This window comes from Sphingobium sp. (assembly GCF_003248505.1).
Lineage (GTDB): Bacteria > Pseudomonadota > Alphaproteobacteria > Sphingomonadales > Sphingomonadaceae > Sphingobium.
On the sequence record NZ_QFOA01000003.1, the window covers coordinates 146,492 to 162,618 of the forward strand.

Annotated in this window: 23 protein-coding genes; 14 read left to right on the forward strand and 9 right to left on the reverse strand. The window is 63.5% G+C overall.

Features of this window, described 5'->3' with window-relative positions; genetic code table 11:
* Positions 1 to 349: 349 nt before the first annotated feature.
* On the forward strand, positions 350 to 2,287 hold the full coding sequence (locus tag DI606_RS02630; protein ID WP_293979550.1) for a ribonucleoside-diphosphate reductase subunit alpha: 1,938 nt from the start codon (positions 350 to 352) through the stop codon (positions 2,285 to 2,287).
* A 49-nt stretch (positions 2,288 to 2,336) separates the two neighbouring features.
* On the opposite strand, the gene DI606_RS02635 is transcribed toward DI606_RS02630, so the two are convergent.
* The gene (locus tag DI606_RS02635; RefSeq protein ID WP_293979552.1) at positions 2,337 to 2,600 is read right to left on the reverse strand and encodes a DUF2171 domain-containing protein; all 264 of its coding nucleotides are present in this window, start codon (positions 2,598 to 2,600) and stop codon (positions 2,337 to 2,339) included.
* Between the two features lie 100 nt (positions 2,601 to 2,700).
* On the opposite strand from DI606_RS02635, the gene DI606_RS02640 reads away from it, so the two are divergent.
* Complete coding sequence (locus DI606_RS02640) at positions 2,701 to 3,753, forward strand: ribonucleotide-diphosphate reductase subunit beta (RefSeq protein WP_293979554.1); 1,053 nt, start codon at positions 2,701 to 2,703, stop codon at positions 3,751 to 3,753.
* 274 nt (positions 3,754 to 4,027) lie between these two features.
* The gene (locus tag DI606_RS02645) at positions 4,028 to 4,219 is read left to right on the forward strand and encodes a hypothetical protein (RefSeq protein WP_293979555.1); all 192 of its coding nucleotides are present in this window, start codon (positions 4,028 to 4,030) and stop codon (positions 4,217 to 4,219) included.
* A 150-nt stretch (positions 4,220 to 4,369) separates the two neighbouring features.
* On the opposite strand, the gene DI606_RS02650 is transcribed toward DI606_RS02645, so the two are convergent.
* Complete coding sequence (locus tag DI606_RS02650) at positions 4,370 to 4,717, reverse strand: hypothetical protein (RefSeq protein WP_293979557.1); 348 nt, start codon at positions 4,715 to 4,717, stop codon at positions 4,370 to 4,372.
* A 137-nt stretch (positions 4,718 to 4,854) separates the two neighbouring features.
* Between DI606_RS02650 and DI606_RS02655 the strand changes: the two genes are divergently transcribed.
* The 5 genes from DI606_RS02655 to DI606_RS02675 are packed head-to-tail and all read left to right on the forward strand — an operon-like array spanning position 4,855 to position 7,820.
* A complete protein-coding gene (locus DI606_RS02655) occupies positions 4,855 to 5,235 on the forward strand; it encodes a RidA family protein (RefSeq protein WP_293979559.1) in 381 nt (126 codons plus the stop codon).
* Positions 5,236 to 5,263: 28 nt separating this feature from the next.
* Complete coding sequence (locus DI606_RS02660; protein ID WP_293979561.1) at positions 5,264 to 5,620, forward strand: ArsC family reductase; 357 nt, start codon at positions 5,264 to 5,266, stop codon at positions 5,618 to 5,620.
* A 38-nt stretch (positions 5,621 to 5,658) separates the two neighbouring features.
* Complete coding sequence (locus DI606_RS02665; RefSeq protein WP_293979563.1) at positions 5,659 to 6,651, forward strand: glycerophosphodiester phosphodiesterase; 993 nt, start codon at positions 5,659 to 5,661, stop codon at positions 6,649 to 6,651.
* Positions 6,652 to 6,695: 44 nt separating this feature from the next.
* Entirely contained in the window at positions 6,696 to 7,121 is a 426-nt protein-coding gene (locus tag DI606_RS02670) for an Rrf2 family transcriptional regulator (RefSeq protein WP_293979565.1), read from the forward strand.
* A 39-nt stretch (positions 7,122 to 7,160) separates the two neighbouring features.
* Positions 7,161 to 7,820, forward strand: a complete 660-nt coding sequence (locus DI606_RS02675) for an MBL fold metallo-hydrolase (RefSeq protein WP_293979567.1) — start codon at positions 7,161 to 7,163, stop codon at positions 7,818 to 7,820.
* Positions 7,821 to 7,824: 4 nt separating this feature from the next.
* On the opposite strand, the gene DI606_RS02680 is transcribed toward DI606_RS02675, so the two are convergent.
* Complete coding sequence (locus DI606_RS02680; protein ID WP_293979569.1) at positions 7,825 to 8,253, reverse strand: MAPEG family protein; 429 nt, start codon at positions 8,251 to 8,253, stop codon at positions 7,825 to 7,827.
* A 209-nt stretch (positions 8,254 to 8,462) separates the two neighbouring features.
* Between DI606_RS02680 and rpmF the strand changes: the two genes are divergently transcribed.
* From rpmF to DI606_RS02705, 5 genes are all read left to right on the forward strand, one after another.
* Positions 8,463 to 8,642 (forward strand): 50S ribosomal protein L32, encoded by a 180-nt coding sequence (rpmF, locus tag DI606_RS02685; RefSeq protein ID WP_293979571.1) that lies wholly within the window; start codon positions 8,463 to 8,465, stop codon positions 8,640 to 8,642.
* 67 nt (positions 8,643 to 8,709) lie between these two features.
* Positions 8,710 to 9,735, forward strand: a complete 1,026-nt coding sequence (plsX, locus tag DI606_RS02690; protein WP_293979609.1) for a phosphate acyltransferase PlsX — start codon at positions 8,710 to 8,712, stop codon at positions 9,733 to 9,735.
* A complete protein-coding gene (locus DI606_RS02695) occupies positions 9,732 to 10,700 on the forward strand; it encodes a beta-ketoacyl-ACP synthase III (RefSeq protein WP_293979572.1) in 969 nt (322 codons plus the stop codon). Before plsX ends, DI606_RS02695 begins: the two co-directional genes overlap by 4 nt.
* A gap of 90 nt (positions 10,701 to 10,790) precedes the next feature.
* Complete coding sequence (locus DI606_RS02700; RefSeq protein WP_293979574.1) at positions 10,791 to 11,087, forward strand: integration host factor subunit alpha; 297 nt, start codon at positions 10,791 to 10,793, stop codon at positions 11,085 to 11,087.
* A gap of 67 nt (positions 11,088 to 11,154) precedes the next feature.
* Positions 11,155 to 11,487, forward strand: a complete 333-nt coding sequence (locus DI606_RS02705; RefSeq protein WP_293979611.1) for a MerR family transcriptional regulator — start codon at positions 11,155 to 11,157, stop codon at positions 11,485 to 11,487.
* 6 nt (positions 11,488 to 11,493) lie between these two features.
* Here DI606_RS02705 and DI606_RS02710 read toward each other — a convergent pair whose 3' ends face one another.
* The 3 genes from DI606_RS02710 to DI606_RS02720 all read right to left on the reverse strand — a co-directional run bounded on the left by DI606_RS02710 (position 11,494) and on the right by DI606_RS02720 (position 13,122).
* Positions 11,494 to 11,898 (reverse strand): hypothetical protein, encoded by a 405-nt coding sequence (locus DI606_RS02710; RefSeq protein ID WP_293979576.1) that lies wholly within the window; start codon positions 11,896 to 11,898, stop codon positions 11,494 to 11,496.
* 61 nt (positions 11,899 to 11,959) lie between these two features.
* Positions 11,960 to 12,682 (reverse strand): hydroxyacylglutathione hydrolase, encoded by a 723-nt coding sequence (gene gloB / locus DI606_RS02715; protein WP_293979578.1) that lies wholly within the window; start codon positions 12,680 to 12,682, stop codon positions 11,960 to 11,962.
* Positions 12,683 to 12,687: 5 nt separating this feature from the next.
* Positions 12,688 to 13,122 carry a VOC family protein gene (locus DI606_RS02720; protein WP_293979580.1) on the reverse strand — a complete coding sequence of 145 codons (435 nt, stop codon included), beginning with the start codon at positions 13,120 to 13,122 and terminating at the stop codon, positions 12,688 to 12,690.
* A gap of 103 nt (positions 13,123 to 13,225) precedes the next feature.
* Between DI606_RS02720 and DI606_RS02725 the strand changes: the two genes are divergently transcribed.
* Entirely contained in the window at positions 13,226 to 13,933 is a 708-nt protein-coding gene (locus DI606_RS02725) for an SIMPL domain-containing protein (protein ID WP_293979582.1), read from the forward strand.
* A gap of 4 nt (positions 13,934 to 13,937) precedes the next feature.
* Here the strand turns inward: DI606_RS02725 and DI606_RS02730 are convergent, their stop codons facing one another.
* The 3 genes from DI606_RS02730 to DI606_RS02740 all read right to left on the reverse strand — a co-directional run bounded on the left by DI606_RS02730 (position 13,938) and on the right by DI606_RS02740 (position 15,918).
* A complete protein-coding gene (locus DI606_RS02730; RefSeq protein ID WP_293979584.1) occupies positions 13,938 to 14,180 on the reverse strand; it encodes a hypothetical protein in 243 nt (80 codons plus the stop codon).
* 89 nt (positions 14,181 to 14,269) lie between these two features.
* The gene (locus DI606_RS02735) at positions 14,270 to 15,169 is read right to left on the reverse strand and encodes a tetratricopeptide repeat protein (protein WP_293979586.1); all 900 of its coding nucleotides are present in this window, start codon (positions 15,167 to 15,169) and stop codon (positions 14,270 to 14,272) included.
* Positions 15,169 to 15,918, reverse strand: coding sequence for an alpha/beta hydrolase (locus DI606_RS02740; protein ID WP_293979588.1), 750 nt, complete (start codon positions 15,916 to 15,918; stop codon positions 15,169 to 15,171). The genes DI606_RS02735 and DI606_RS02740 overlap by 1 nt, the downstream gene beginning before the upstream one ends.
* Between the last annotated feature and the right edge of the window lie 209 nt (positions 15,919 to 16,127).

Genomic DNA, 16,127 nt, shown 5'->3' on the forward strand with positions numbered 1-16,127 from the left:
CGCAATCGCTCTTGCGTTTTCGAAGGGGCAGGAAAGTCGGCGCGTCGCCACCCCGGCGCCGCCCGGCGGAGTTATCGTGTCGGCGACCTGAGTCCCGGAACCGTCATTTACCCTCTTGCGCCATCGGACGGCTATGGCACTATCCGTGGTATCGGGTTAACGGGGGTTACCCAACAGATTGTGATTGCGACGCCGGGGCACTATCTTGGCAAAGGGGCGTTCAGTCCCGGCGATCCGCTCTGCTGGGCCCTTTTCCGTCCCCGTGCCGGTCGGTCATGGCAGGATGTGCGGCATAACGTCGCGAGCCGCTTGACCGAATCGAACGGAACAGGAACATTCAGGGGCTCGTATGGATTTTCGAGAGAGTGAACAAGGTGGCGACGTGGCGACTGTAATGGACGATCTGCTGGAAGCGACGAAGACGGAGGCACCGATGCAGCCTGCTCCCGCCATGCCTGCGCCCGAACCCTCTTCCTCCTCGAAGATCGAGGCGCGGCGGTTTCCCGTCACGACCGACGCGACGCGCGACGCGCTCCTGACCGAATTCGGGAAGGATACGCTCAATGACCGTTACCTGCTGCCCGGCGAATCCTATCAGGACCTGTTCGCGCGCGTCGCTGCCGCCTACTCCGACGATGCGGGGCATGCCCAGCGCGTGTACGACTATATCTCGAAACTTTGGTTCATGCCTGCGACGCCCGTGCTGTCCAACGGCGGCACCGGGCGCGGCCTGCCGATCAGCTGCTATCTCAACAGCGTCGACGACAGTCTCGAAGGGATCGTCAACACCTGGAACGAAAATGTCTGGCTCGCGTCGCGCGGCGGCGGCATCGGCACCTACTGGGGCAATGTGCGTGGCATCGGCGAGCCGGTGGGCCTCAATGGCAAGACCAGCGGCATTATCCCCTTCGTGCGCGTGATGGACAGCCTGACGCTCGCGATCAGCCAGGGCAGCCTGCGCCGCGGTTCTGCCGCCTGCTATCTCGACATCTCCCACCCGGAAATCGAGGAGTTCCTCGAAATCCGCAAGACAAGCGGCGATTTCAACCGCAAGGCGCTCAACCTCCACCACGGCGTCCTTCTCACCGACGAGTTCATGGAGGCGGTGCAGGACGGCGCGGAATTCAACCTGCGCAGCCCCAAGGACCAGTCGGTGCGCGGCACCGTCAACGCGCGTGCACTGTTCCAGAAGCTGGTCGAAGTGCGCCTCGCCACCGGGGAGCCTTATATCGTCTTCAACGACACCGTGAACCGCATGATGCCCAAGCATCATCGCGACTTGGGGCTCAAGGTGTCGACATCGAACCTCTGCTCGGAAATCACGCTGCCCACGGGCCGCGATCATCTAGGTCAGGATCGCACTGCGGTATGCTGCCTTTCGTCGATGAATCTCGAAACCTGGGACGAGTGGAAGGATCACCCGACCTTCGCGGAAGACATCATGCGCTTCCTCGACAATGTGCTTCAGGACTATATCGACCGCGCGCCCCCCGAAATGGCGCGCGCCAAATACAGTGCCAGCCGCGAACGGTCGGTGGGCCTGGGCGTCATGGGCTTTCACAGCTTCCTCCAGGCGCGCAACATCCCGTTCGAAGGCGCCATGGCCAAATCGTGGAACCTGCGCATCTTCAAGCACATCAATGCCAAGGTGAACGAAGCGTCCATGCTGCTCGCGCAGGAGCGCGGTCCGTGCCCGGACGCCGCCGACATGGGCGTGATGGAGCGATTCAGCTGCAAGATGGCAATCGCGCCCACCGCGTCGATCAGCATCATCTGCGGCGGAACGTCCGCCTGCATCGAACCGATTCCGGCCAATATCTACACGCACAAGACGTTGTCGGGCAGCTTCGCGGTCAAGAACCCCTATCTTGAAAAGCTGCTTGTGGCGAAGGCCAAGGATTCCACCGCCGTGTGGAACTCGATCCTCGAAAAGGGCGGATCGGTCCAGCATCTCGACTTCCTGACGCCGGAAGAAAAGGACGTGTTCAAGACCAGTTTCGAAATCGACCAGCGCTGGCTGCTCGAACTCGCGGCCGACCGCACGCCTTATATCGATCAGGCCCAGTCGCTCAATCTGTTCATCCCGGCGGACGTGGAGAAATGGGATCTTCTGATGCTCCATTTCCGCGCATGGGAACTGGGCATCAAGTCGCTTTACTATCTGCGGTCGAAGTCAGTGCAGCGTGCTGGCTTTGCCGGTGGGGTGGAAGCGGACAATACGATCGACGCCCCCAGGTTCGAAATCGGCGAGACCACCGACTATGACGAGTGCCTCGCCTGTCAGTGAGGAATGCGCGGTGAGCGGCGCGGCGGAGCGATCCGCCGCGCCCGTCGCCTCACTCTTCCTCTTCGAACGTCACCGCGACATCGGCATTGGCGCTCAGACGCACCGTGCCATCGCTCTCGACCTCCGCGATCAGGCCCTGGCTGATATAGTGATGATGCCCTTCATGGCTACCGGTAGCGCCCTCGACCTGCGCCCCGCTGTCCTTCTTGGTCAGTTTGATGCGGTCGCCTTCCACATGGTCGACGGTGCCGACATGGACGCCGTCGGCGCCGATGACTTCGGCATGTTCCTTGATGCTGGTCAGATCGACCATGATATTTCTCCCGTGCCGGAAATGGCTCGGCTTCAACGCCCCGCTTCCGCCCCGGTTTCCACCGCTCTTCCTTCGTAACGATTTCGCCCGGAGTATCCCGATGTCCCTTCTTCAAGCCTCCAAGGTCTACAAGCCCTTCGAATATCCCTGGGCCTATGAATATTGGAAGCGCCAGCAGCAGCTGCACTGGCTGCCCGAGGAAGTGCCCTTGGGCGAGGATTGCCGCGACTGGGCGCAGAAGCTGTCCGATCATGAACGCAACCTGCTGACCCAGATCTTCCGCTTCTTCACCCAGGCGGATGTGGAAGTGCAGGATTGCTACCACGAAAAATATGGCCGCGTGTTCAAGCCGACCGAGGTCAAGATGATGCTGACCGCATTCAGCAACATGGAAACGGTGCACATCGCCGCCTACAGCCATCTGCTCGACACGATCGGGATGCCCGAAACCGAATATTCCGCCTTCCTCCAATATAAGGAGATGAAGGACAAGCACGACTATCTGTCGCAGTTCGGCGTCGACACGGACGAGGATATCGCCAAGACGCTCGCCATGTTCGGCGGCTTTACCGAAGGGCTCCAGCTCTTCGCGTCCTTCGCGATGCTGATGAACTTCCCGCGCTTCAACAAGATGAAGGGCATGGGGCAGATCGTCAGCTGGTCCGTCCGCGACGAAACGCTTCACTGCGAAGGCATCATCCGCCTGTTCCATGCCTTCGTGAAGGAACGCGACTGCCTGACGCCGCGCGTCAAGGAAGACATCATGGACATGTGCCAGAAGACCGTCCGTATCGAAGACGCGTTCATCGACCTCGTGTTCGAAATGGGCCCCGTGCCCGGCATGACGCCCAAGGACATCAAGAAATATGTCCGCTACATCGCCGACTGGCGGCTGGGCCAACTGGGCCTCAAACCCATCTATATGATCGACGAGCATCCGCTTCCCTGGCTCACCCCGCTGCTCAACGGCGTCGAGCACGCCAACTTCTTCGAAACCCGTTCAACCGAATATTCGAAGGCCGCGACGCGGGGCCAGTGGAACGATGTCTGGGACGCCTTCGACCGCCGTCAGAACGTCAAGGCCACCGCCGCCGCCAATATCGACGAGGACGGCCCGGACATGTTCAAGGCTGCGGGCATCGCAGCGGAGTGATTTGAAATAGCGAAAGGCGACACCGCGCCAACGGTGTCGGCTTTCGGCCGATCGGAACGTCGCCCCGAACGGCAGGGCAGAACATAGGTCCGACCCTCGGTTTACCGGACCCTATCGTTTCGTGCTTTCCTTAAGATCGGCTTTTAGAGAAGCTTGGCGTGTGCGTGATACGCGCAAACGGTCGAGTTCAATATGATGGCTTTCGGCGCCGGTGCCGCATCACTCGGATAGCTTCCATGAGTTTTTAACCTCATTGCGTTACTGCGCCGAGCCCATGCTCCCCACACCCCGCCTCCGCACCATATTCACCAGCCGCTGGTTCGCGCTGCTCTGGGCGGTACTGGTCATCCTGACGGCGATCAATCTCGTGGGGCCGGGGGAAGACAAGCCCGCCGATACCGTCAACGCCAGCGGAGCGGACGGCCTTACCAAAGATCAGCGCGCCGCCATCGCCAACGCGCTCTGATCCGGTCGCTCTCGCGCGTGCACTGGTAGCTAGCACCGCCCTCATTTCTCACGGTCCTGTCCTTCAGCGCGATGTCGCTGACCGAATCCGCCGCGACGCCCGCTTTTGGGCATCCCGGGGGAAGGGCACTGTGCCCTCCCCAAAGCCGCCTCAACCCAGATCGTCGTCTTCGCCGGTGACGGTATCGTACAGGTCGTCGCCGTCGTCCTTATCTTCCGTTTCGCCGAGGATATCCTCCTCGTCGTCCATCTGCGGCTCCCCGGCATAGGCGTCCATGTCGATGTTGCCGGACCGGTTCATGGCGTTCATCTTCTCGACAAGGTCTTCCATGTCGTTGGGGACGAGTTGGGCGGGATCGGTTCGCCCGCCGCGTTCGCTGTCCTGCGCGAGGTCGGTCTGACGCGTGCGCGCGTCGTCCGCGACATCCTGCGCCTGCGCGCCGCTGTCGTCCTGTTCGCTATTCTCTTCGATCTCGCGATCGGGGGTCGGGCGCTCCATCGCTGGTCTCCTCATAAGGGGTGGAGCGCATCCAACGGCCCGCGCGGCGCGCTGTTCCGGCGAAAGCGCTGGACAGGGGGATCGCCAGCGGCCAAAGGCCGTCCCGATCCTTTCGCACCGCAACAGGAATCCCGCGCATGCCCCGCCAGCTTATTTCCTCCGGCTCGCCGTTCGAGGCGCAGGTCGGCTATTCCCGCGCCGTCGTCCAGGGCGACTGGTGCTTCGTCGCGGGCACCACGGGCACCGATCCTGAAACCAAGCTGATGCCCGACGATGTCGTCGCGCAGGGGCGCAACGCGCTCGACGTCATCGGCAAGGCGCTGCAACAGGCTGGCTTCTCCTTTGCCGATGTGGTGCGCGTCACCTACTACATCACCGACGCTGCCTATTGGGACGTGATGGGCGAGATCGCCGGCCCCGTATTCGGTGCCATCCGCCCGGCGGCCAGCTGTGTGGTCGTCGGCCTGGTGAAGCCCGAAATGAAGATCGAAATCGAAGTCACCGCCTTCAAAGGGTAATGCCTGAAGGGCAACAAGGGTCTGCACCATGATCACCATGTACGGCATCAAGAATTGCGACACGATCAAGAAGGCCCGCAACTGGCTGGACAATGAACGCGTCGTCTATAATTTCCACGACTACAAGGTGTCGGGCGTGGACAAGGGACGCCTGGAGGAATGGGTGATGGAGCATGGCTGGGAAACCATCCTCAACCGCTCCGGCACCACCTTCAAGGCGCTCGACGCGGGGGACAAGGCGCATATCGACGCGGACAAGGCGATCCTCCTGATGCTTGCGAACCCATCGATGATCAAGCGCCCCATCCTCGACACGGGCAAGGGCACTATCGTCGGTTTCAAGGCGACGACCTACGAGAACGCGCTTCAGGGCGTGAAGGCCTGATGCTACGGGGGGTGTTTCATGCGGGACTGCTTTTCCTCATGAGCCTTGCCCCCATTGCCGCTGCCGCCGCCGATCCGATCCTCATCGCCCATCGCGGCGCGAGCGGCGAGCGGCCTGAGCATACGCTGGCCTCCTACGAACGCGCGATCGACGAAGGCGCGGACTATATCGAACCCGATCTCGTGCTGACGAAGGACGGCATTCTTGTCGCACGGCATGAAAACGAGATCGGCGGCACGACCGATGTCGCCGAGCATCCCGAATTCGCCGAGCGCAAGACGACGAAGACCATCGACGGCGCGGCCGTGACCGGCTGGTTCACAGAGGACTTCACGCTTGCCGAACTGCGCACGCTGCGTGCTCGTGAGCGGTTGCCCGATCTGCGCCCCGCCAATGTCCGCTTCAACGACCTTTATCTTATCCCGACCTTCGAGGAGATATTGAAGCTGGTCCGCGCGAAGGAAGCCGAAATGCACCGTCGCATCGGCATCTATCCCGAAACCAAGCATCCGACCTATTTCGCGAAGCTCGGTTTGCCGCATCAGGATGCGTTGCTGACGCTCCTGTCGAAATATGGCTATGAAACGCAGGCCGACCCGGTCTTCATCCAGTCGTTCGAGGTCGGAAACCTCAAGGCATTGCGCGCCGCGACCCGACTGCGGCTCATCCAGCTGGTCGATGCCGAAGGCGGACCGGCGGACCTGCCGGGATCGACCTATGCCGACATGCTGACGCTCCAGGGCCTGAAGGATATCGCGACCTATGCCGATGGCATCGGCCCTTCCGCCGTGCAGGTGGTCGCGCCCGAAGGGCCGACCGCGCTGGTCGGACGAGCGCATGATGCAGGTCTTCAGGTCCATGTCTGGACGCTTCGGATGGAAAATCCCTTTCTTCCCGAACAATATCGCCGCCCCGACGATCCGCAGGGACGCGGCGACTTCACAGGCTGGGTACGGGCCATCGTTGCGTCGGGTGTCGACGGCTTCTTCAGCGATTTTCCCGGGCAGGCGAGGGCCGTGCTCAAGCCCTGACCTAAGCGCTTGCCAAACCTTGCGCGGGCGCGAATAACCGACCTATGTTGTCTCAGAAGACCCGTTACGCCATCCGCGCGCTGCAACATCTCGCCGATCGCTACCGCCAGGGACCGGTCCCCCTGAACGAGATTGCAACGCGACAGAATATTCCCGCCAAGTTCCTGACCGTGATCCTTTCCGAATTGTCGCGCGAGGGGCTGGTGGCGACGCAGCGCGGGAGGGACGGGGGCTATTGGCTGGCGCTGGCCCCTGTCGACATCAGCTATGGTGATATCGTCCGCCTGACGCGCGGATCGCTGGCGCTGACGCCATGCGCCAGCCGCTTCGCGCACGAAAGCTGCACCAACTGCCTGCCCGAAACCGAATGCCGCCTCCATCGCGTGATGCTGCGCGTGCGCGACGAGACGGCGCGCGTGCTCGACGGCATCAGCCTTGCGGAACCAATCGCAGTGGGCGCGGACGACTGACCCTTGCGTGGGGGCGGACGCTCCGCCACATGGAAGCTCATGACCCAGCCGCCGCTCAAAGCCGCCATCGTGCCCGTCACGCCGCTCCAGCAGAATTGCACGCTGTTCTGGTGCACCGGCACGATGCGCGGCGCATTCGTCGATCCCGGTGGCGACCTGCCCGTGCTCAAGCACGCGACCCAGCAACAGGGCGTGACGATCGAAAAGATCCTCATCACCCACGGTCATATCGACCATTGCGGCCAGGCGGGCATCCTCGCCCAGGAACTGGGCGTCCCCATCGAAGGACCGCATGAGGAGGACCGTTTCTGGATCGACAAGCTCCAGAGCGAGGGCGCGAAATATGGAATCGAAGGACAATCTTTCGCGCCTGACCGCTGGCTGGTCGATGGCGATCGGGTGACTGTCGGCGACCTGACGCTCGACGTCTATCACTGTCCCGGCCATACGCCGGGCCATGTCGTCTTCCATCACGCGCCCAGCAAGCTTGCCATCGTGGGCGACGTTCTGTTCCAGGGGTCGATCGGCCGCACGGATTTTCCGCGCGGCGATCATCGACAATTGATCGACGCGATCACCGGCAAGCTCTGGCCGCTCGGGGGCGATACCGCGTTCGTGCCGGGTCACGGCCCAATGAGCAATTTTGCCCACGAACGGCGCAGCAATCCCTTCGTCGCCGATTCGGTACTGGCGGGCTGAGCGATCAGCGTTGCGCCATAACGGGTGGCGCTGGCACGTCGCGCGTCGCGCCATAGGCCATCGTGAGCGCCGTCACAGCCAATGCTGCCGTGATGGTCCAGGTCAAAAGTATCCCGCCCGCGCGCCACATCGTCGGCTCGTCCGCGTCCATGCCGAACGCGTGCGCGATTCGCGCGACGACGTAGACCAGCGCCGCGATCCACAACCATAGGGAAGGCCCCGCCGCCAGTTCGACGAGTCCGCACAGGATCAGCACGATCGGCGTATATTCGATGAAATTGGCTTGCGCGCGAATGCGCTTTGCCAGCAGGGGATGACCGGCATCGCCATGCAGCACCTTGTCCTTGATGCGGAAGCGCACGCAGCGGCTCGCCAGCCACAGGTTCAGGAGCGCACAGGCGGCGGCGAAGGTCAACGTAATGGGCATCGGCATGGGTCGGCATCCTCTTTTCCGGTCCGCCGCACTCTAGGCCCGGCGCGCAGCGGGGCAAGGAAGCACTTGCACGGCGGCCAAAACGCGCTATAGGCGCAGGGCTTCGCGATCACCCGGGCCGCATGGGTCTGCGGCGCCGTTGGCGTCGTTATCTCATGGGATACCGGCCAGTCGCACAACCAGATCGAAATATGGAATAAGGTGCCGACATGGCTGTCCCCAAGCGCAAGACTTCTCCTTCCCGTCGCGGCATGCGTCGCAGCCACGATTCGCTTCGCGTCGAGGCTTTCAACGAATGCCCGAACTGCGGCGAACTGAAGCGTCCGCATCATATGTGCGATGCCTGCGGCCATTATAACGGTCGTGAAATCGTCGCCGTCGGGGCGTAAGTTTCTCCTCTACGCCTCAAAGGGGTGACATAAAGTGTCCATCCAGCCGCGAATCGCCATAGACGCGATGGGCGGGGACGAAGGCGTGCGCGTGATGATGGCGGGGGCTGCACTGGCCCGCCGCCGCCACGACGGATTGCGCTTCACCCTGTTCGGCGACGAGGCGCAGATCAAGGCGGCGCTGGACGGCCACCCCAATTTGCGAGCGGCTTCGGACGTGGTCCATGCCGACACCGTGGTCGACGGGTCGGACAAGCCGAGCGTCGCGATCCGCAAGAAGTCCAGCTCGATGAGCATGGCGATTGCAGCGGTGAAAGCGGGTGAGGCGGGGGCTGCGGTTTCCGCAGGCAATACCGGTGCACTGATGGCGATGGCGAAACTTGCGCTGCGCACCATGCCCGGCGTCGACCGTCCCGCGCTTGCCGCGATGTTGCCGACGCTTGGCGACAATGACGTCATCATGCTGGATCTGGGCGCGAACACCGAATGCGACGCCCGCAACCTCGTTCAGTTCGCGGTGATGGGCGCGGCCTACGCCCGCATCGCCTTCGATCTCGATCGTCCCCGCGTCCGCTTGCTCAACATCGGCACGGAGGAACTGAAGGGCACCGACGAGATCCGCGACGCCGCCGCCGTGCTGCGTGCTGCCGACAATCTTTCGCTTCGCTTCGACGGCTTCACCGAAGGCGACAAGATTTCAAAGGGCGACACCGATGTGATCGTGTGCGACGGCTTTTCCGGCAATGTCGCGCTCAAGACGGCGGAGGGAACGGCCCGTTTCGTCACCGATGTCTTGCGCAAGGCGTTCACCAGTTCGTTGCGCTCGAAAATCGGCTTTCTCATATCCAAGCCCGCGATGCACCTCCTGAAGCATCATCTCGATCCCAACAATCATAATGGCGCAGTCTTCCTCGGCCTCAACGGCGTCGTGGTGAAAAGCCATGGCAGCGCGGATGAAAAGGGCGTGGCCAACGCCGTTCACGTCGCCGCCCGACTGTTGGAGGAAGACATCACCCGCCGCATTGCAGCCGATATCGCCGACATGCAGTCGCTTTCGGCCGCCGCGTCCCGATTGGAGCAGCCCGCCAAGTGATCCGCCGCTCTCTCCTGCTGGGCACGGGCTCCGCTTTGCCTGCGCGCATGGTCAGTAACGCCGAACTGGCGCAGACCGTCGACACGAGCGACGAATGGATCGTCGAGCGCACGGGCATCCGCAACCGCCATATCGCGGGGGAGGGGGAAACGACCGCGACGCTGGCCGCTGACGCCGCGCGCCATGCGCTGGATGCCGCCGGGCTCGCCGCGCAGGACATCGACCTCATCATTCTGGCCACCGCCACGCCCGACCAGACCTTCCCTGCCGCCGCGACGAAGGTGCAGGCAATGCTGGGCATCGACGATTGCGTGGCGTTCGATGTCGCCGCCGTCTGCTCGGGCTTCCTCTATGCGGTCACCGTTGCCGACAGCATGATCCGTTCGGGCGCGGCCCATTGCGCGCTGGTGATCGGCTCGGAAACCTTCAGCCGCATTCTCGACTGGGAGGATCGCGGAACCTGCGTCCTCTTCGGCGATGGCGCGGGTGCGGTCGTGCTGGGCGCGCAGGAAAGCGCCGACGGCGCGCGCGGCATCCTGGCGACCAGGCTTCACGCCGATGGTCGGCACAACCAGCTTCTCTATGTCGACGGCGGGCCGTCCACAACGCAGACGGTCGGCAAGCTGCGGATGAAGGGGCAGGAAGTGTTCCGCCACGCGGTCGTGAATCTGGCGTCGGTGCTGGGCGAAGTGCTGGCGCTTGCCGATCTTTCGGTCGCCGATATCGACTGGCTGGTGCCGCATCAGGCCAACGCCCGCATCCTCGACGCCACCGCCCGCAAGCTCAAGCTGCCGCCCGAACGTGTGATCGTCACCGTGGACCGGCACGCCAACACGTCCGCCGCGTCGGTGCCGCTGGCGCTCGACCTTGCGATGCGCGACGGGCGGATCAAGACGGGCGACCTCGTGGTGCTCGAAGCGATGGGCGGCGGCTTTACCTGGGGGGCGTGCGTCCTTCGCGTTTAAGCAGACGCAAAAGCTTGCAAAATTCGCAAAAATCACGCACATTCCGCATGCCGAGGGGGCGACGAGAGAATCGTTTTTTGGGGGTCGGGCATGAGTGGTAACGGCACTTTGACGCGGGCGGATCTGGCGGACAGCGTCAATCGGCACGTGGGTCTTTCGCGGGCGGAAGCGGCAGCACTGGTCGAATCCATTCTCGAACATATGTCGAGCGCGCTGGAGCGGGGTGAGAACGTCAAGATTTCCAGTTTCGGCACTTTTGTCCTGCGCGACAAGACGCAGCGCATGGGCCGCAATCCCAAGACCGGTGTCGAAGTACCGATCGAGCCGCGCCGGGTGCTGACCTTTCGCGCCAGCCAGACGATGCGCGACAAAGTGGCGGCGTCCTGACGCGCCATCGGGGCGTTTCGTGGCAATCGGTTGACGCCTCGCCCTTCATGGGTGCACCATCGTGCCCATGAAGGAAGAGGGTGCTTTTCTGACGATCGGCGAACTTGCTGGCGAACTTGGCGTAGCGCAGCATATCCTGCGCTATTGGGAGACCCGTTTTCCTGCGCTCCGTCCGCTGCAACGGTCGGGCAACCGTCGCTACTATCGACCCGCCGATGTGGAACTGGCCCGCAGGATCAACCGTCTGCTCCATGTGGAAGGCTTCACCGTCAAGGGTGCGCAAAAGGTGTTGGAGGATGAGCCCGCGTCCATGCCCCCATCCACGCCCCAGCAAGATGCGACGCTCCTGTCCCGGCTTCAGCGTATCCGCGATCAGCTTGCCCGCGCTATCGGCGATTAGGCCGCATCACTTCTTCGGTGTGCGATAGGGAACGAAGTCGCCCAGTGCGCACGCGCCCGTCTGCATTCCCGTCATAAGGTTCGCCGTGGTTGCAAAATCGCCCCGGCACATTTGCGACCCGAAACTGCGCAGGATCAGCGTATCGCCTGCTGTCAGCCCGCTGCACCCCCCGATCAGATCATTCTTGTAAACCAGCTTACGGTTGACCCGATACAGCACGACATTGTTGCTGATGACCTGGAGATTGGTGGCCGGTGCCCGGCTGATGCACGCCACCTTCTCGCCCGGCACCTTGCCCGCCAGCGCCTTGTCCAGTTCGGACGTCTGCTTGTCGGTCAGCGGGCGCGGTTCATAGGCGCCGGCACAGGCGGCAAGCGCTATCGGGGCGGCCAGCATCATCCATGCGCGCATTCTTTCTCTCCATCGTCCCGCGTCTTCCTGCGGAGAGGACGCCATTCTCGTCCCCCAACCGTCAGGCCGCATCCTTCGCCGCACGCCGCGCCGCCAGTTCCTCCACGCTTGCCGCGCGCAGGAACACATTGGTCGCGCGTTCCGCCGCGATGGTGGTCGGCACCGTCGCTTCGCCCCGTTCGCGCAGCGTCTCCACCTCGACCACGCGCCGGGCGATGTCCGCATTGTCTGGCTCGACGGTTAGTGCGAAGCGTCCGTTGGACAGCGTATATTCGTGAGCGCAATAGACGGCGGTGTCGTCGGGCAGGGCAGCCAGCCGCTGCATATTGTCGAACATCTGCGCCGCCGTCCCTTCGAACAGACGACCGCAGCCCATGGCGAACAGCGTATCGCCGACGAAGACCATGCCATCGTCGGCCAGATGATAGGCGATATGCCCCGCCGTGTGTGCGGGCACATCGATGACGCGCGCCTCATGCTGCCCGATGCGCACATGGTCGCCCTCGGCGACCATCACGTCCAGCGTGCCGATCTTGCCCGCTTCCGCCGCCGGACCGGTGATCTTGCACCCGGTCGCCGCCTTGATGCCTGCGTTGCCGCCGACATGGTCGGGGTGCCAATGCGTGTTCCAAATCTGCCCGATCGTCCAGCCCCGCACCCGCGCTTCCTTCAGCACCGGTTCCGCGACGGCCGGATCGACGACCACCGTGTCGCCGCTCTCCCCGTCGTGCAGCAGCCAGACATAGTTGTCGGACAGGGCGGGAATGCGGACGACTTCGATCATGGCCGTCACCATTCGCCGACATTGGGCATCGAAGCCCAGGGTTCCGCAGGTTCCAGCCGGCCGTCCTGCAACAGTTCTACAGAGATATTGTCGGGCGTTCGTACGAACGCCATGTGCCCGTCGCGGGGCGGGCGATTGATGGTGACGCCCGCGTCCATCAGCTTTTGGCACGTCTCGTAGATATTCTCGACCCGATAGGCGAGATGACCGAAATTGCGGCCCCCGCCATATGTCTCCGCCGGGCCGCCGTCGGCGGGCGGCCAGTTGTATGTCAACTCGACCTGTGCATCCTCGTCTCCCGGCGCTGCGAGGTAGACCAGCGTGAAGCGCCCCTGCTCGCTGTCGAACCGCTTCACTTCCTGAAGACCGAGAAGCGAGAAGAAGCGGGCCGTCGCCTCGACATCGGTGACGCGGATCATGGTATGAAGATATTTGGGCAAGGATCGGCTCCGTTCATCGCTATAAAGCAACGGTTCATCTATTGAGTGGCAGATGCTGCTATAGATAGTGCGGCACCGCCCCGCACGGAAGAGGAGCTATATCATGGGATGGGATATGCGCGACAGGGTCATTCTGGGCAGCGCTGCCGTGCTGGCGTTCGGAATGATCGCGGGTGGCTATTTCCTGGGAGACGGCCTTACCCGTGCAAAGGCGGCGGACCGGTCCGTAACGGTGCGCGGCCTTGCGGAAAAGGACGTGACGGCGGATCTCGCCACCTGGTCGATCAGCTATTCGGCCACCGGATTCGACCTCCCCACCGTGCGCGCCGAAATCGACGCGAACACCAAGGAACTGCGCGCCTATTTCGAGGGGCTGGGGTTCAAGCCGGATGAACTCAAGCCGGTGGGCGCTGGCGTCAACCAATGGCTCAACAACGGCGTCAGCACCATCACCATCACGCAAAAGATGCTGCTTCGCACCAATGACATCGCCCGCGCGCAACGGGCGGTCGCGCAACAGTTCGATCTCGTCCGGCGCGGCGTTACGCTTCAGGAAGGGTCGGGAATGCGCTACAGCTTCACCAAGCTGAACGACGTAAAGCCCCCAATGGTCGCTGCCGCCACGCGGGACGCCCGCGCCGCCGCCGAGCAGTTCGCCAAGGATTCCGGTGCCGATGTGGGGGGCATCAAGAGCGCGACGCAGGGCTATTTCTCGATTGAGCCCCGCGACGGCGAAGGCGGCGAAGGCGGCAGCGACACGCCCTTCAAGAAAGTACGCGTCGTCACCACCGTCGACTTCTACCTTCGCTAAAAGGTCAGCAGCGGCCGCGGCGGCGTTCGCGCCGGGTGCAACGGTCCTTGTCGCCGATGATCGCGCCTGCCGTACCGCCGATCACTGCGCCCTCCGTCGTGCCCAGGCCGGTCGCGCTGCCCACGATCGCTCCGCCTGCGCCGCCGATCAGGCCGCCCCGCGTCGCACCGCGCGAACACGCGCTGGTCGCGGCTGCGCCGACCACCAGAAGCCCGATCGCAAGCCCGTGTTTGATTCTACTGTCCACTTCGCTGTCTCCTTTGTCATCCCGCCGCCGGGCCAACCTGCGGGCGCATGGCGATGTTCCGTGACAAAGTCTTGCTGAGGCGTCCTGTGCTATTTGGAAGCCGGGGCAGGAGCGGGGGATGCAAGCCGGGTCAGATTGTCCGCCGCCGCCTTGCCCGCCGGGGATGCGGGCGATAGCCTGACCGCGCGCTGCCAGGCGGAACGGGCGACATCCTCATGCCCCGTCAGCACAGCGATATTGCCTTCCTCAAGCGCCACGCTGGCATCGTCCGGCGACAGTTGCACGGCACGCGCGATATGCGCCTGCGCCAGGCTCATCTCGCCTGCTCGCCGCGCCAGCGTGGCGGACAACAGCCAGGCGAGCGGGTCCTTTGGCGCATGAGTGAGCGCGGCATCGAGCGACTCTCGCGCGCCTGCCGTATCGTTCAACGCGACCAGAGCCCGGGCCCGGTCCAGATGCACTTCTCCCTTCTCGAACCCGTCAGGCAGCCCGCGCGCCAGCGCCGCATCGAAATCGTTGCGCGCCTTGGCCGCATCCCCGCTCGCCAGCGCGGCGTTGCCCGCCTGGGCCCAGAGCCGGGCGGCCTGCGCCATTTCGTTGCTCCGCTCCGCTTCTTCCGCCGCCTGCTCGAAGGATACGATGGCAGGAGTCCAGCGCTCGGCACGGGCGTAGGCAAAGCCCATGCAGTGCCGTGCGTAGAAGCTCCCGCCTTCGATCCGCCATTTCTGCGCAAAGGCGATGCCCGCATCGGGCGACTCGACCGCCGCATCCAGGCATTGCTGGAACGGAACGGCGAACTTTTCCGGCACCGGAATCTTCCCATCCTCGCGCGACGGCACGGCAGCGGACGATTTCGCCGCCGCCGCTTCCGCCGAGGCGGCAGACGCCGCTGCGGCCCTTTCCTCCTGCTTGCGCTGGCGACTGCGGTTCATCACCGCTTCGATCTCGGGATCGTAGGCTTGGAGTAGAAGGGGAAGGAAGAACGGCATCAAAGGCTTTCCAGCAGAGCGTCGACGGTGCGGATCAACAGCGCGATGTCGCAGTCGCGAGAGAGGCGATGGTCGCCGTCCTTAACCAGTAGCGTCTGCACATCGGATGAACGCAGCTGCACCGCTGTGCGCAACGCGATCTCCCAAGGCACGTCCGGGTCGGCCTGACCCTGAAGCAGCCGCACCGGACAGTCGATCGCAATGACATCGTCCAGCAGGCGGTGCGCCTGCCCCGACTGCCAGAAAGCCAGCGTCGTCACATAAGGCTGATCGCCATACGGGGTGGGTTCCTCGATCCGCCCCTCCGTTGCAAGCAGCGCCTTGTCCGCGTCGGTAAAGCCCCATTGCGTGAAATCGGGCGCGGCGGCTATGCCGACGATCCCCGCCACCCGCTCCGGCCGCACCAGCGCTACCAGCAGCGCCAGCCATCCGCCCATTGACGATCCGACCAGCACCACCGGTCCTTGCGTCAGCCCGTCCATCATCGCCAGCACATCATCGCGCCAGCTTTCCAGCGTCCCGTCGACGAAGCGTCCGTCGCTTGCACCGTTCCCCGCATAATCGAGCCGCAGCATCGCATGTCCTCGTCGACACGCCCAATCATGCAGCGCCACAGCCTTGCCCCCCTCCATGTCCGACATATAGCCCGGCAGGAAGATCAGCGTCGGACCGCTTCCGCCCGTATGACGATAGGCGAGACGCAGCCCATCGGCTCGGCTGAAATAGGCTGGCGGCAGGACGTCGGTCATCGGAAGGTTTGTTCCTTGGCAAGATCGGGTCCGTCCCTTACCCCGCCTTTTGCCCACGACCAAAAAATAATGCCCCGGCGCGTTGACAGCCCCCAACCCACCGGTTAGAGGCGCGCTCCTACCCCGTGCCCAGATGGCGGAATTGGTAGACGCACCAGCTTCAGGTGCTGGCGATCGCAAGGTCGTGGAGGTTCGAGTCCTCTTCTGGG

Excerpts from the sequence above, each read along its gene's own strand:
- gloB (WP_293979578.1), bottom strand. The coding sequence starts at position 12,682 with ATGATCGAAGTCGTCCGCATTCCCGCCCTGTCCGACAACTATGTCTGG.
- DI606_RS02725 (WP_293979582.1), top strand. The coding sequence starts at position 13,226 with ATGGGATGGGATATGCGCGACAGGGTCATTCTGGGCAGCGCTGCCGTG.
- rpmF (WP_293979571.1), top strand. The coding sequence starts at position 8,463 with ATGGCTGTCCCCAAGCGCAAGACTTCTCCTTCCCGTCGCGGCATGCGT.
- DI606_RS02675 (WP_293979567.1), top strand. The coding sequence starts at position 7,161 with ATGACCCAGCCGCCGCTCAAAGCCGCCATCGTGCCCGTCACGCCGCTC.
- DI606_RS02650 (WP_293979557.1), bottom strand. The coding sequence starts at position 4,717 with ATGGAGCGCCCGACCCCCGATCGCGAGATCGAAGAGAATAGCGAACAG.
- DI606_RS02705 (WP_293979611.1), top strand. The coding sequence starts at position 11,155 with ATGAAGGAAGAGGGTGCTTTTCTGACGATCGGCGAACTTGCTGGCGAA.
- DI606_RS02635 (WP_293979552.1), bottom strand. The coding sequence starts at position 2,600 with ATGGTCGATCTGACCAGCATCAAGGAACATGCCGAAGTCATCGGCGCC.
- DI606_RS02740 (WP_293979588.1), bottom strand. The coding sequence starts at position 15,918 with ATGACCGACGTCCTGCCGCCAGCCTATTTCAGCCGAGCCGATGGGCTG.
- DI606_RS02670 (WP_293979565.1), top strand. The coding sequence starts at position 6,696 with ATGTTGTCTCAGAAGACCCGTTACGCCATCCGCGCGCTGCAACATCTC.
- DI606_RS02630 (WP_293979550.1), top strand. The coding sequence starts at position 350 with ATGGATTTTCGAGAGAGTGAACAAGGTGGCGACGTGGCGACTGTAATG.
- DI606_RS02640 (WP_293979554.1), top strand. The coding sequence starts at position 2,701 with ATGTCCCTTCTTCAAGCCTCCAAGGTCTACAAGCCCTTCGAATATCCC.
- DI606_RS02710 (WP_293979576.1), bottom strand. The coding sequence starts at position 11,898 with ATGCGCGCATGGATGATGCTGGCCGCCCCGATAGCGCTTGCCGCCTGT.
- DI606_RS02665 (WP_293979563.1), top strand. The coding sequence starts at position 5,659 with ATGAGCCTTGCCCCCATTGCCGCTGCCGCCGCCGATCCGATCCTCATC.
- DI606_RS02735 (WP_293979586.1), bottom strand. The coding sequence starts at position 15,169 with ATGCCGTTCTTCCTTCCCCTTCTACTCCAAGCCTACGATCCCGAGATC.
- DI606_RS02645 (WP_293979555.1), top strand. The coding sequence starts at position 4,028 with ATGCTCCCCACACCCCGCCTCCGCACCATATTCACCAGCCGCTGGTTC.
- DI606_RS02680 (WP_293979569.1), bottom strand. The coding sequence starts at position 8,253 with ATGCCGATGCCCATTACGTTGACCTTCGCCGCCGCCTGTGCGCTCCTG.
- DI606_RS02700 (WP_293979574.1), top strand. The coding sequence starts at position 10,791 with ATGAGTGGTAACGGCACTTTGACGCGGGCGGATCTGGCGGACAGCGTC.
- DI606_RS02660 (WP_293979561.1), top strand. The coding sequence starts at position 5,264 with ATGATCACCATGTACGGCATCAAGAATTGCGACACGATCAAGAAGGCC.
- plsX (WP_293979609.1), top strand. The coding sequence starts at position 8,710 with ATGGGCGGGGACGAAGGCGTGCGCGTGATGATGGCGGGGGCTGCACTG.
- DI606_RS02655 (WP_293979559.1), top strand. The coding sequence starts at position 4,855 with ATGCCCCGCCAGCTTATTTCCTCCGGCTCGCCGTTCGAGGCGCAGGTC.